Origin of the sequence: Streptomyces sp. NPDC059740 (assembly GCF_042733155.1) — a bacterium.
GTDB lineage: Bacteria > Actinomycetota > Actinomycetes > Streptomycetales > Streptomycetaceae > Streptomyces.
In genome coordinates this window covers 217,158-229,469 of sequence record NZ_JBHWGP010000011.1, presented here as the reverse complement: position 1 = coordinate 229,469, position 12,312 = coordinate 217,158, and the positions used below count along the sequence as shown (strand labels likewise).

The following is a 12,312-nucleotide window of genomic DNA, read 5'->3' as shown; positions in this document are numbered from 1 at the left end:
CGGGCCCGCACCCGCACCAGCCACTTCGCAGCACTTTGCCCCGTCGAGCTGACGCTCGACGGGGCAAAGCAGGGCCCGAATTAACCAACAGCGTCTCGTGGAGGGCGGGGCCCTTCGGCGTGCTGTCGCAGTCGTGCGTGCGCGGCCCGGGCCGCACGGCTGCGCGGGCGGTTACTGCGGGCCGTCGGTGCGGGTGGCGACGGCGAAGATGCGGCGGAAGGGGAAGAGGGTGCCCTGCGGCCCCGGCGGGTACGCCTCCCGCAGCAGGTCGCGGTACTCCTCGACGAACTCCTGCTGGGCCTGCGGGTCGCCCTCCAGGGCCGTCAGGACGGGGCGCAGCGCGGTGCCCTTGACCCAGTCCAGTACGGCGTCCTGGCCCTGGAGCAGCTGGACGTAGGTGGTCTCCCAGGCGTCGACGGTGCATCCGCCGTGGGCGAGGAGGAGTTCGAGGTAGCCGGCGGCGCTGAGGATGTGGACGAAGCGCCTGCCGTGGCCGGCGAGCCGCTCCCGCCAGCGCGGCGTCTCGCACAGTTCGCCGAGGAGGGCGTGGCTGGGGGAGGTGAAGTTGCCGGGGACCTGGAAGGCGAGGGTGCCGCCGGGGCGCAGCGAGTCGATCCAGCCGGGGAGCGAGGACGGGTGGTCGGGGACCCACTGCAGGGCGGCGTTGGAGACGATGAGGTCGTAGGCGGTCTCGGGCGTCCAGTCGGTGGCGTCGGCGGGCGCGAAGTCCAGGTGGCCGCCGCCGGGGGTCGGTCCGGCGTGGCCGGCGGCCTCCTTGAGCATGTCGGGGGAGCTGTCGAGGCCGGTGACGTGTGCGTCCGGCCACCGCTCGGTGAGGAGGGCGGTGACGTTGCCGGGGCCGCAGCCGAGGTCGGCTATCCGGGCCGGGCGGCCGGCCGCGGGCAGTTCGGGGACGCGGGCGAGCAGGTCGCGGAAGGGGCGGGTGCGGTGCGCGGCGTGGCGCAGGTACTGCTGGGGGTCCCAGGTGGGTGCGAGGTCCATGTCGGGTTTCCTTCGCGGAGGCGGGGGGACGTCGTGGGGTGCGAACGTGCTACTCGCCGACGATGCCCAATCCTTCCCCCCATTATATCTTGATGTCAAGAGACTTCATGTCGACAGACCCCTTACACTGATCACCATGGAGGACGAGGTCGACCGTCTGGTGGCAGCCTGGCGCCGCGAGCGCCCGGACCTCGACGTGGAACCACTGGAGGTGCTGAGCCGGGTGAGCCGCCTGGCGCGCCACCTCGACCGGGCCCGCCGGCTGGCCTTCTCGGAGGTCGGCCTGGAGCCCTGGGAGTTCGACGTCCTCACCGCCCTGCGTCGGGCCGGCCATCCCTACCAGCTCTCCCCGGGGCAGTTGCTCACCCAGACCCTGGTGACCTCCGGGACGATGACCAACCGCATCGACCGCCTCGCCAAGAAGGGGCTGGTGGAGCGCGGGCCCGACCCCAGCGACCGGCGGGGGGTGCTGGTCCGGCTGACCGCCGAGGGGCGGGACAAGGCCGACGAGTCGCTGGCCGGGCTGCTGGCGCACGAGCGTTCGCTGCTGGCCGAGCTCTCCCGGCACCAGCGGGGCGAGCTGGCCACACTGCTGCGACGGCTGACCGCGCCCTTCGACAACACCCCCGGCTGACCCGGCCGGCGCGGGCGGAGCCGGCCGCGTCCGCCCCGGTGGCATCGCCGGACATCCGCCCCCGGCACTCGCGTTCCGCCTCCCGCCCGCCGACAATGGCAGTCCCACCGCCGGTGCGGGGCGCCGCAGCCCCACCGGTCCCGCGAGCGAGGAGAACCACCGTGGAACGCGGAGAGCTGACTTCCGTCGACGGGCGGTCCGCCGTGCGGTTCACGCGCATCTACCCCTACCCGGTCGAGCGGGTGTGGGCGGCCGTGAGCGACCCGCAGGAGCTGCCCGGCTGGTTCCCCTCCGCCGTGGCCTACGACGAGGAGCGGGCGGGGTCGGCCATCTCCTTCACGGGCGACCCCTACGCCGAGACGGCGGGCGGCACCGTGCTCGTCTTCGACCCGCCCCACCGCTTCGGCTTCACCTGGGGTGACGACGAGGTGTACCTGACCGTGCGGGAGACCAGCGGGGGCGGCAGCGAGCTGACCCTCGTCGACGTGCTGGCGGCCGAGGACGCCGCGGCCCGCAACGCCGCCGGGTGGACCGTCTGCCTGACCGAGCTGCGCCGCCTGCTGGCCGGGGAGACACCCACCGGGCCCCACCGGGAGGGCGCCGAGCCCTTCCTGCCGCTGTACGAGGCCTACGTCGCGGAGGGCATGCCCTCGGGCGCCCACATCCCGGAGTAGGCGGACCCCGCTGCGGTCACTGGGCCGGCTGTTCCAGCACCGCGTCCACCCCGCCGGCGGCTGCCGCAGCCTCCTCGCCCGGCACGGCCCCGGGCCGCGGCAGGGCGGGACCAGGCCCCCGCGGCCCGGTGTCGACCGGGCCGACACCCGCCTTCCTGGCGAGCGCGACCGCGGCGAGAGTGGAGTGCACCCCGAGTTTCCCCAGCACGTTCTGCATGTGGGTGCGGACGGTGTGCGGCGAGAGGAAGAGGCGTTCGGCGACCGCCTTGCGCCCGAGCCCGGCCACCATGCAGCGCAGCACCTCCTGCTCCCGCGGGGTGAGGGCGGCCACCAGCCGCTCGCTCTCGCTGCGGTAGCGACGGGCCGCGGTCAGCTCCCGCAGGACGCCGGTCAGCAGGGCCGGCGGCAGGTGGGTCTCGCCGCGCAGCACCCCCCGCACCACGGCCACCAGCCGGGCGAGCGAGGAGTCCTTGGCGACCCAGCCCGCTGCTCCGGCGGCCAGCGCGGCGGCGGCCTGCCGCGGGTCGTCCCGCTCGGCGAGCACCACGGCGTGCAGGGCGGGGTGGTCGGTGTGGACGGCTGTGATCAGCTGGATGCCGTCCCGCTCCGCGCCCGCGGCGGACGCGACGGAGCCGGCGGGCTGCCCCTGTGCCTCGCCGAGGTGGGCGTCCACCAGGAGCACCGCGTAGGGCCGCCCCTCCCCCGCCGCCCGCTCGACCGCACGCACCGTCGCGACCGCGCTGCCGGCCGCCGAGACCTCCAGGTCCGGCTCGGCCGCCAGGGCGGCGGCCAGGGATTCGGCGAAGATCCGGTGGTCGTCGACGACGAGAACCCTGATGCGGCGCAACGTCAGACCCCCTGTTCCGGGACTGTTCGGCGGTGTGGTCGGCGGTGGACGACGGGACGGGCTGGCAGCGGAAGGGGACGGTGGAGCGCCGGCCACAGGGACGAGTGACCGGCCACGGGGCAGGACGCGGGACGGGACCGAGCCGCGGACGGCGGACCCGGGCGGGACACCCCCCGCGCGGGCGCCCTGGCACAGGCACCGCGGCGCGCACGAAGGCGCGGCGGACGACCGGGCACCGTCCGGGTGTCGGCCCCGCCGATGACGCGCTCAGCGTACGGGGCCGGGAACGCTGCGTGGGCGGGAATGGCAAACCCGGGGCCTGGATGGCCCGAATCGTCCCCGCGGTACCGGATTCCTGGTGAGGTGGTGACCGCTCCCGCACGGGCGCACCGGCGGGGCACCGGGCGAGCCTCCCCTGACGTGACCCCTGAAACGGGCTCTGCCGGGCAGGCCACCGGCCACCGGCCACCGGGGGCACCGTCACCACGACGCCACGACCACACGACGACACGACGACACGACGACTCGGCGCCCTGAGACCCGGTCCCGGTGGCCCGACGTTCCGGCGACTCAGTCGCCCCGTGGTGCCCCGCCCGGACGCGGCTTGTCCTGGCTCCTCCCGCCGGCCGTACCGTCACCGGCTCCTCGCGGGTCGTCCTCACCGGAGCGGCTTGCCTGTACGGCCTGCCCGGCGTCACCGGAGGACTCCGAGCCCCCGGAGTCGGTCTCGGAGCGGGAGGTGTCCTCCGCGGCGGCGCAGCCGGCCTCGCCGGACCTGCCCTCGGCCTCGTCCACGTTGCTCTGCAGGATGTCGCAGGTGTGCTGGAACTCCTCCATCAGCCGGGTCGCCTCGACCACCAGCACGCCGTAGGGCAGGGACGGGTCGGTCAGGGGGAGATTCTCGCGGTCGGCGTGCTCGGAGACCTCGCGCCGGCACCGCTGCGCCTCGTCCGCCAGGCCGCACAGCTGCCGCGCCTGGTCGACCAGGGAGTCCTCGTCGAGGGTGCCGAGGACCCTGGCGATCTCTCCCACGGAGGACAGGAACTCGGCGTAGCACCCCAGGAAGGCCCGGTAGTCGCCGTCGTCCTCGGACACCTCGCGGGACTGCCACTGGTCGAGGCTGCGGGTGAGGGAGGAGACCTGGTACAGGGTGCGCTCCAGCGCCTTGAGGACCTCCTCGTAGCCGGTGAAGCCGGCGTCCAGGCCCCGGTGGCGGCGCAGCAGCCGGCGGGGGTTCCAGTACAGGCTCTCGCGTGCCGTCTCCAGACCGGACCTGGCCTGCCGGATCTCGCTCTCGGTGGCCATGGCCCGCGAACGCCACTGGGAGGTGCTCTCCTCGTCCAGTTCCCCTTCGCGCAGGGCAGGCTCCATGTCGTCGACGAGGCCGTGGAGGGACTGCGCCAGCGTACGGATGCCGTACTCGGCGCTGCGGTACCGCATGGGGGGCACCACGGCCAGGTTGACCAGCACGCCCACGCCGCAGCCGATGAGCACCAGGAGGATGATCTGGCCGAGCTGTGTCACCTTATGGACGGTGCTGGTGGCGCCGACGTAGGTGGAGAAGGCGAAGAAGGCGGCGGTGACGACCTGGGAGCCCTGGGAGCCGAGCGCGGGCCAGCGGGCGAGGGTCAGACCGATGAGGGCGACCAGTACGAAGGTCAGCAGGTCGGGGCCGAGGACGAACCCCAGGGCCGCCTGCACCGCGACCCCCGCGGCGACCGCCCCCACGTACCGCAGCGACTGCACCACCGACTGGTACACCGTGACCTGCATGATGAGGATGGCCGAGAAGGGGGCGAAGGCCGGGGACTGGGCCTGCATGACGTCATGGGAGATCACCCAGGACCCGGTGGCGGCCAGGGTGCTCTTGAGGATCAGGAGAAGGGTGTGGCGTTCGTGGCCGTCGCTGCGCAGGGCACGCCGCCACCACTGCTCGATCCGGGTCCACCTGCTCTGCCCGCCCGCGCCCTGGGCGTCGGTTCCGCCGGCCGCCTTCTCCATTCCCGTCCTCACTCCCCGTCCGCTCCTGTGCACCACCACCTCGGGGTGTCTCGTCCGCACCCTCAGTACCCCTGTTCGTCCCACCCATCCCTCCCGTCCCGGACGGTGTGGGCGAGCCGACACCGCGGCGCGGCGCGTACCGGCGCGAGGAGGCGGGACGTGCGGGGATGAACGGGTGCCCCCTTGGCCGTTCCGCGGGCGGGTAGGCGGCAGACGGCCGGGGCGGTGGCCCTCTACCACCCACGCCCGGTCCGCCGCCCCGGCCGGTGACGGCGAAGGGCCGGGCCCCGCTGGGGGCCCGGCCCTTCGCGCCGTTGCAGCCCTACGCCAGGCGGCGGGCGCCCGCGCCGGGCAGCGCCGTGAAGACGCGGGGCGCGGTGAAGCCGGCCGCGGCGAACGCCTCGGTGACGGCCTTGCCGACGGTCTCCGCCTCGGCCTCCTCGACCAGCACGATCGCCGAGCCGCCGAAGCCGCCGCCGGTCATGCGCGCGCCCAGCGCTCCCGCCTGGGCCGCCGTCTCGACGACCAGGTCGAGTTCGGGGCAGGAGATGCGCAGGTCCTCGCGGAGGGAGCGGTGGCCCTCGGTGAGGACCGGGCCGATGGCGCGGACGTCGCCCGCGTCCAGCAGGGCGCCGACCTGCTCCACCCGGTGGTCGTCGCTGACGACGTGGCGCACGTAGCGCCGCACCCGCTCGTCGGTGAGCCGCTCCAGCGCCGCGTCGAGCTCCTCGTGAGCGACGTCCCGCAGGTGGGAGACGCCCAGGGCGCGGGCGCCGGCCTCGCAGCCCTCGCGGCGTTCCGCGTAGCCGCCGTCGCCGAGCGCGTGCTTGACGCGGGTGTCGACGACGAGGAGCCGCAGCCCGACGGCGGCCAGGTCGAAGGGAACTTGACGGGTGGACAGGTCGCGGCAGTCCAGGTGCAGGACGTGGCCCTCCTCGCCGCAGGCCGAGGCCATCTGGTCCATCACGCCGCAGGGCACGCCGACGAAGTCGTTCTCGGCGCGCTGGGCGGTGCGGGCCAGTTCGGCCGGGGCCAGGCCGAGGTCGAACAGGTCGTTGAGCGCGAAGGCGGTGACCACCTCCAGCGCCGCGGAGGAGGAGAGTCCGGCGCCGGTGGGGACGGTGGAGGCCAGGTGCAGGTCCGCACCGCTCACCTGGTGGCCGGCCTCCCGCAGCGCCCAGACCACGCCCGCGGGGTAGGCGGCCCAGCCACCGTCGGAGTGCGGGGTGAGCTCCTCGACGCGCAGTTCGACGAGGGGGGCGTCGATGTCCGCGGAATGCAGCCGCAGACGGCCGTCGGTGCGCCGGGACACGGCGGCGACCGCGGCGTGCGGCAGGGCGAGGGGCATGACGAACCCCTCGTTGAAGTCGGTGTACTCGCCGATGAGGTTGACGCGGCCGGGGGCGGCCCACACACCGTCGGGGGCGTCCCCGTACAGCTCCCGGAACCCCTGGGCGACGGACTCGGCGGAGGGCGCGGTCATGACTGGGACTCCTGTGCTGCGGTGGGGCCGGCGGCGGACTTCTCCTGTGCCAGGCGCTGGGCGAAGTCCCAGGCGTCGGCGACGATGCCGGCGAGGTCGGCGCGGCTGGGGCGCCAGCCGAGCCGGTCGTAGGCGGTCTGCGCGGAGGCGACGAGGGTGGCCGGGTCACCGCCGCGACGCGGCGCGGCGACCTCGGGGATCGGGTGGCCGGTGACCTTGCGGACGGTCTCGATCACCTCGCGGACCGAGAAGCCGTTGCCGTTGCCGAGGTTGCAGATCAGGTGCTCGCCCCCGGTGGCGGCGTCGAGGGCGAGCAGGTGCGCCTCGGCGAGGTCGGCGACGTGGATGTAGTCGCGCACGCAGGTGCCGTCGGGCGTGGGGTAGTCGTCGCCGAAGACGGAGACGGCTTCGCGGCGGCCCTGGGCGACCTGGAGGACGAGCGGGATGAGGTGCGACTCGGGGTCGTGGCGCTCACCGGCCTCGCGGTAGGCGCCCGCGACGTTGAAGTAGCGCAGCGAGACCGCGGCCAGACCATGGGCGGCGCACTCACCGCTGATCATGTGGTCCACGGCGAGCTTGCTGGCGCCGTAGGGATTGGTGGGGGCCGTGGGGTCGGCCTCGGTGATGGGGCTGCGCTGCGGCTCGCCGTAGGTGGCGGCCGTGGAGGAGAAGACCAGCCGGCGCACGTCCGCCTCGCGCATGGCGGTCAGCAGCTCGACGGTGCCGCCCACGTTGTTGCGCCAGTACTTCTCGGGGTTGACGACGGACTCGCCGACCTGGGAGAAGGCGGCGAAGTGCAGGACCCCGTCGAAGCTGGGGTCGAGCCACTTGCCGGCGTCCTGGATGCGGCCCTCGACGAACTCAGCGCCGGCCGGCACCCCTTCGCGGTGACCGGTGGAGAGGTCGTCCAGGACGACGACCTCGTGGCCCGCCTCCAGCAGGTGGGTCGCCACCACGCTGCCCACGTAGCCCGCACCACCTGTGACCAGGTACTTGTTGCTCACTTCTCCGCTACCTCCCGCAGTCGTCCGGCCGCAGCCTCCGGCGGCACGTCGTTGATGAACACGTTCATGCCGGACTCGGAACCCGCGAGGAACTTCAGCTTGCCGGAAGTCCTGCGGATGGTGAAAAGCTCCAGGTGGAGTGCGTACTCCTCACGGCCCACACCGCGGGCGGACCAGTCACCGAAGGGGGCCTGGTGCCAGGCGGCGATGTACGGCGTCTTCAGGGTGCGCTCCAGTCCGGGGGCGCTGGGGTCGGCGGTGTCCGCGGCCGGGTCGGGGAAGATCCGGTCGAAGCGGCGCAGCAGTTCGAGGTAGACGCCGGGGAACTCGGCGCGGGCCTCCTCGCCGAGGGCGGGCAGGTCGGGGACGCGGCGGCGGGGGTAGAGGTGCACCTCGTAGGGCCAGTGCGCGGAGTAGGGGACGAAGGCGACCCAGTGGTCGGTCTCCAGCACCACGCGGCGCCCGTCGGCGAGTTCACCGGCGACGACCTCGTCGAAGAGGTTCTCCCCGGTGGCGCGGTGGTGGGCGGCGAGGTTGTCGAGCATCCGCCCGGTGCGCGGGGTGGTGAAGGGGTAGGCGTAGATCTGGCCGTGGGGGTGGCCGAGGGTCACGCCGATCTCCTCGCCGCGGTTCTCGAAGCAGAAGACCTGCTCGACGCCGGGGTGCCGGGCGAGTTCGACGGTGCGGTCGGTCCACGCCGCAAGGACGAGGGCGGCCTGCTCCTCGCTGAGGTCGGCGAAGGACGCCTGGTGGTCGGAGGTGAAGCAGACGACCTCGCAGCGGCCGTTCTCGCCGGAGAGGGAGGGGAAGCGGTTCTCGAAGACGACGACCTCGTAGTCGGTGTCGGGGACCTCCGAGAGACGCCCTTCGCGGGAGGGGCACAGCGGGCACTGGTCGGCCGGCGGCAGGTGGGTGCGGCCCTGGCGGTGGGAGGCGACGGCGACGGCGTCGCCCAGGAGCCGGTCGTGGCGGATCTCGGAGGCCGTGGTGACCGGGTCCAGGGGCCGCCGGTCGACGGCGTCCCGCACGACGTCCTCGCGCGAGTCGTAGTAGATCAGTTCCCGGCCGTCCGCCAGCTTCGTCGTCGTCTTCTTCACCGAGCCGCCTCCACGCTCACAATAAAACACAAGCCAACACAATGAACCATGAACCAACAGTCGCGTCAATGTTACGAGGGGTGAATCGACTTATCACCACAAGCACCGCAAGTCGGGCACGCCGATCACAATCCAACACACAGAAGCAACAGAAGTGTTCAGTTTCTGTAAGACCACGCGTAGCTTTTCGCTCGTTCCGAAACCGCACACCGCTGTGCCTTCTGGGGGTCCGCCCCAGAACCCGGAGAAGTGAGTGCCCCCCATGATCACGTTGGCCGAAGGGCTTCGGCTCCCCACAAACGGGCTCGACTACACCATCCTGGCGATCTACTTCATCGTCGTTCTGGGCATCGGCTTCGCAGCCAGGCGAAGCGTCAAGACGAGCCTGGACTTCTTCCTCTCCGGCCGCTCGCTCCCCGCCTGGGTCACCGGGCTGGCGTTCGTCGCGGCCAACCTCGGCGCCACCGAGATCCTCGGCATGGCGGCCAACGGCGCGCAGTACGGCATCTACACCGTCCACTGGTACTGGGTCGGCGCCATCCCCGCGATGGTCTTCCTCGGCCTGGTGATGATGCCGTTCTACTACGGCTCCAAGGTCCGCAGCGTGCCGGAGTTCCTGCTCCACCGGTTCGGTCCGTCCTCGCACCTGCTGTCCTCGATCATCTTCGCGGTCTCCTCGGTGCTGATCGCCGGCGTCAACCTGTACGCGATGGCGCTCGTGCTCCAGGCGCTGCTGGGCTGGCCGCAGTGGGTGGCGATCGTGGTCGCCGGCCTCTTCGTCCTGGCCTACATCACGATCGGCGGCCTCTCCTCGGCCATCTACAACGAGGTGCTGCAATTCTTCGTGATCCTCGCGGCCCTCGTCCCGCTGACCATCCTCGGCCTGAAGCGGGTCGGCGGCTGGGGCGGCCTCTCGGACAAGCTGACCCACAGCCACGGTGACGCCTTCATGACGGCGTGGCAGGGCACCGGCATCGGCCACCCCAACCCGCTCGGCGCCAACTGGCTGACCATCGTGCTGGGCCTCGGCTTCGTGATGAGCTTCGGCTACTGGACGACCAACTTCGCCGAGGTGCAGCGCGCCCTGTCCGCGAAGAACCTCTCCGCCGCCAAGCGCACCCCGCTGATCGCCGCGTTCCCGAAGATCCTCATCCCGGCCGTGGTCGTCGTCCCCGGCCTGATCGCCCTCGCCCTGGAGCCGACGCTCGGCAAGACCAAGGGCGGCCTGCAGTACAACGACGCCATCCCGGTGCTCATGCGCGACCTGCTGCCCAACGGTGTGCTGGGCATCGCCGTCACCGGTCTGCTCGCCGCGTTCATGGCCGGTATGGCCGCCAACGTCTCCTCGTTCAACACGGTCTTCACCAACGACATCTGGGCCGCGTACGTCAAGAAGGGCCGCCCGGACTCCTACTACCTGAAGACCGGCCGGGTCGTCACCGCCGTCGGCGTGCTGATCGGCATGGGTACCGCGTTCATCGCCGGGTCGTTCAGCAACATCATGAACTACCTGCAGACGCTGTTCTCCTTCTTCAACGTGCCGCTGTTCGTGGTCTTCATCATCGGCATGTTCTGGAAGCGCACCACCGCCGCCGCCGGCTTCTGGGGTCTGCTCGCCGGCACCGTCGGCGCGATGGTCAACTACTTCTGGCTCTACAAGGGCGGGGTCATCGACATCCCCTCCGACCAGGGCGCCAACTTCGTCTCCTCGATCGTCGCGTTCGTCCTCGGCGCCGTCGTGATGTTCCTGGTCACGATGTTCACCAAGCCCAAGAGCGCGGAGTCGCTGGCCGGCCTGGTCTACGGCACCCGCTCCCCCGGCATGGAGGAGCTGCCCGCGGAGGGTGACGACGCCTGGTACCGCAAGCCCGCCCTGCTGGGCTGGGGGGCCATCGCCCTCGCCGTCATCTGCTACATCCCCTTCTCCCTCTGACGCGCTCAGCGACGAGCTTGTGAGGTACGACCATGAGTGAACCCAAGGACTTCCAGAAGGACGTCCAGGACCTGGAGCGGAAGTCCGCGAGCGCGGCCCGGCTGTTCGACGTGCGCCGCATCATCGGCGGCCTGTTCGTCCTCTACGGCGTCATCGTGACCATCGCCGGCTTCACGGCGTCGGACGCGGACATCAAGAAGGCCCAGGACGTCAACATCAACCTGTGGACCGGCATCGGCATGCTGATCCTCGGGCTGCTGTTCCTGCTGTGGATGTGGCTGCGGCCCACCCAGCCGCCCACGGCCGAGGACATCGCGGAGGCCGTCGCCGACAAGGAGTAGCAGCGGCGAGACCTCACGGGGCCGTCCGGCGCGCGCACGCGCCCGGGCGGCCCCGAGCCGTTCCGGCACCACCGGCGCCCGCGGTCAGCCCGGGTACGCCGCGTCCTCGCCGGGCCCCTGTGCGGCGCGGACCAGCAGGCCGGTGCGGGCCGCCAGGGCCGCCGCCTCCAGCCGGGAGCCGACCTCCAGCTTGACCAGTATCCGCTGTATGTGGGTGCGGGCGGTGCTCGGTGCGATGCCCATGCCGGCGGCGATCAGCCGGGTGTCCTCGCCCTCGGCGACCCGCCGCAGCACCTCCACCTCCCGGCCGGTCAGCAGCCGCAGCAGCCGGGCCGCCTCGTCCTGCGGCTGTTCCCCCGGGTTGAGCAGGTCCTCGAACGCCTCGCGCAGCAGCCGGGGCGCCACCGCCACCTCCCCCGCCCGCGCCTTGGCCAGCGCCCGCTCCACGCCCTCGATGCGCTCGTCGTGCCGGACGTAGCCGCAGGCGCCCGCCGCGAACGCCGCCGCCACGCCCCGGGGGCTCGGCACCGGCCCCAGCACCACCACCGCCACCTGCGGACGGTCCCGGCGGATGCGTTCGACGGGGTCGAAGACGCCCTCGGCCGTGGGACGCGCGGTGCCGAACAGGCAGACCTCGGGCGAGCGCGCGGCCACCGCCTCGGCCGCCAGGTGTGCCGGCGCCGTGGCGGCCAGCACCCGGTGCCCTCGCTGGCGCAGCGCCGAGGCCAGTGCCTCCGCGTGCAGCCGGTGGTCGTCGACCACCACGAGCCTGACACCCATCCCGTCCACCTCCGGCGCGCCACCGGGCGGCTGCCGGCCTCCCGCCTCCCGGCGGGCGCCCAGCGCCCCGCGACCGTTCCTCGTCCGGCCCTTCTCGCGAACGCCGGTCCTGACCCGCGAAGTTACACGCTCCCCGGGGGTAACGGGACGGTTCCCGCACGGCCGGCGGCGGCCCGCCCGGTGAGCGTGCTGCCCGCCCCCTGCGCAACGGTGGGGCGCCGGCGCCGGCCGCCGTGGGGCCCCACTGGCGCATCCGGTGTCCGACCCGGGACCCGGGAAAAGTTTCCCTCTCCCTGACAAGCACGGATTGCGGACCATTCCCCCTGTGAGACAGACGATTTAACGACCAAAGGCCCCTTCTCGCTGCGGATTCCGTCGTCTGAGAACTCTTGACGCACTGGTCCCCCGCGGGTTTCATGCCGGACACCGGCAGGTGAACGCCGGTTCCCGTGTCCTCGCCCGAGGACACGCTCGTCCCGGAGGCGATACGCACCACTCCTGCTCACACTGACGGGA

At 72.6% G+C, this 12,312-nt stretch carries 11 protein-coding genes; 4 read left to right on the top strand and 7 right to left on the bottom strand.

What is annotated here, in order from left to right:
- Positions 1-171 precede the first annotated feature (171 nt).
- Positions 172-1,002, bottom strand: a complete 831-nt coding sequence (locus ACFV3R_RS16455) for a trans-aconitate 2-methyltransferase (RefSeq protein ID WP_385582232.1) — start codon at positions 1,000-1,002, stop codon at positions 172-174.
- Positions 1,003-1,138: 136 nt separating this feature from the next.
- On the opposite strand from ACFV3R_RS16455, the gene ACFV3R_RS16450 reads away from it, so the two are divergent.
- Both ACFV3R_RS16450 and ACFV3R_RS16445 read left to right on the top strand, forming a co-directional pair.
- Positions 1,139-1,636, top strand: coding sequence for a MarR family winged helix-turn-helix transcriptional regulator (locus tag ACFV3R_RS16450; RefSeq protein WP_385582228.1), 498 nt, complete (start codon positions 1,139-1,141; stop codon positions 1,634-1,636).
- 161 nt (positions 1,637-1,797) lie between these two features.
- Positions 1,798-2,310: an SRPBCC domain-containing protein gene (locus ACFV3R_RS16445; protein WP_385582225.1), complete on the top strand. Its 513-nt coding sequence runs from the start codon at positions 1,798-1,800 to the stop codon at positions 2,308-2,310.
- A gap of 16 nt (positions 2,311-2,326) precedes the next feature.
- Here ACFV3R_RS16445 and ACFV3R_RS16440 read toward each other — a convergent pair whose 3' ends face one another.
- From ACFV3R_RS16440 to galT, 5 genes are all read right to left on the bottom strand, one after another.
- Positions 2,327-3,157: a DNA-binding response regulator gene (locus tag ACFV3R_RS16440; RefSeq protein ID WP_385582222.1), complete on the bottom strand. Its 831-nt coding sequence runs from the start codon at positions 3,155-3,157 to the stop codon at positions 2,327-2,329.
- Between the two features lie 570 nt (positions 3,158-3,727).
- Complete coding sequence (locus ACFV3R_RS16435) at positions 3,728-5,170, bottom strand: aromatic acid exporter family protein (protein WP_385582219.1); 1,443 nt, start codon at positions 5,168-5,170, stop codon at positions 3,728-3,730.
- A gap of 310 nt (positions 5,171-5,480) precedes the next feature.
- The gene (galK, locus tag ACFV3R_RS16430; protein WP_385582216.1) at positions 5,481-6,641 is read right to left on the bottom strand and encodes a galactokinase; all 1,161 of its coding nucleotides are present in this window, start codon (positions 6,639-6,641) and stop codon (positions 5,481-5,483) included.
- A complete protein-coding gene (gene galE, locus ACFV3R_RS16425) occupies positions 6,638-7,645 on the bottom strand; it encodes a UDP-glucose 4-epimerase GalE (RefSeq protein ID WP_385582213.1) in 1,008 nt (335 codons plus the stop codon). The genes galK and galE overlap by 4 nt, the downstream gene beginning before the upstream one ends.
- Positions 7,642-8,742, bottom strand: coding sequence for a galactose-1-phosphate uridylyltransferase (gene galT / locus ACFV3R_RS16420; protein WP_385582210.1), 1,101 nt, complete (start codon positions 8,740-8,742; stop codon positions 7,642-7,644). The genes galE and galT overlap by 4 nt, the downstream gene beginning before the upstream one ends.
- A 262-nt stretch (positions 8,743-9,004) precedes the next feature.
- Here galT and ACFV3R_RS16415 point away from each other — a divergent pair, with 262 nt between their 5' ends.
- Positions 9,005-10,675 carry a sodium:solute symporter family protein gene (locus ACFV3R_RS16415; RefSeq protein ID WP_385582207.1) on the top strand — a complete coding sequence of 557 codons (1,671 nt, stop codon included), beginning with the start codon at positions 9,005-9,007 and terminating at the stop codon, positions 10,673-10,675.
- Positions 10,676-10,707: 32 nt separating this feature from the next.
- On the top strand, positions 10,708-11,016 hold the full coding sequence (locus tag ACFV3R_RS16410) for a hypothetical protein (protein WP_385582204.1): 309 nt from the start codon (positions 10,708-10,710) through the stop codon (positions 11,014-11,016).
- An 84-nt stretch (positions 11,017-11,100) separates the two neighbouring features.
- On the opposite strand, the gene ACFV3R_RS16405 is transcribed toward ACFV3R_RS16410, so the two are convergent.
- Positions 11,101-11,796 carry a LuxR C-terminal-related transcriptional regulator gene (locus ACFV3R_RS16405; protein ID WP_385582201.1) on the bottom strand — a complete coding sequence of 232 codons (696 nt, stop codon included), beginning with the start codon at positions 11,794-11,796 and terminating at the stop codon, positions 11,101-11,103.
- Positions 11,797-12,312 lie beyond the last annotated feature (516 nt).

What these genes read in the sequence shown, in the direction of transcription:
- ACFV3R_RS16450 (WP_385582228.1), top strand. Translation starts at nt 1,139, where the DNA reads ATGGAGGACGAGGTCGACCGTCTGGTGGCAGCCTGGCGCCGCGAGCGC.
- ACFV3R_RS16415 (WP_385582207.1), top strand. Translation starts at nt 9,005, where the DNA reads ATGATCACGTTGGCCGAAGGGCTTCGGCTCCCCACAAACGGGCTCGAC.
- ACFV3R_RS16455 (WP_385582232.1), bottom strand. Translation starts at nt 1,002, where the DNA reads ATGGACCTCGCACCCACCTGGGACCCCCAGCAGTACCTGCGCCACGCC.
- ACFV3R_RS16405 (WP_385582201.1), bottom strand. Translation starts at nt 11,796, where the DNA reads ATGGGTGTCAGGCTCGTGGTGGTCGACGACCACCGGCTGCACGCGGAG.
- ACFV3R_RS16410 (WP_385582204.1), top strand. Translation starts at nt 10,708, where the DNA reads ATGAGTGAACCCAAGGACTTCCAGAAGGACGTCCAGGACCTGGAGCGG.
- galK (WP_385582216.1), bottom strand. Translation starts at nt 6,641, where the DNA reads ATGACCGCGCCCTCCGCCGAGTCCGTCGCCCAGGGGTTCCGGGAGCTG.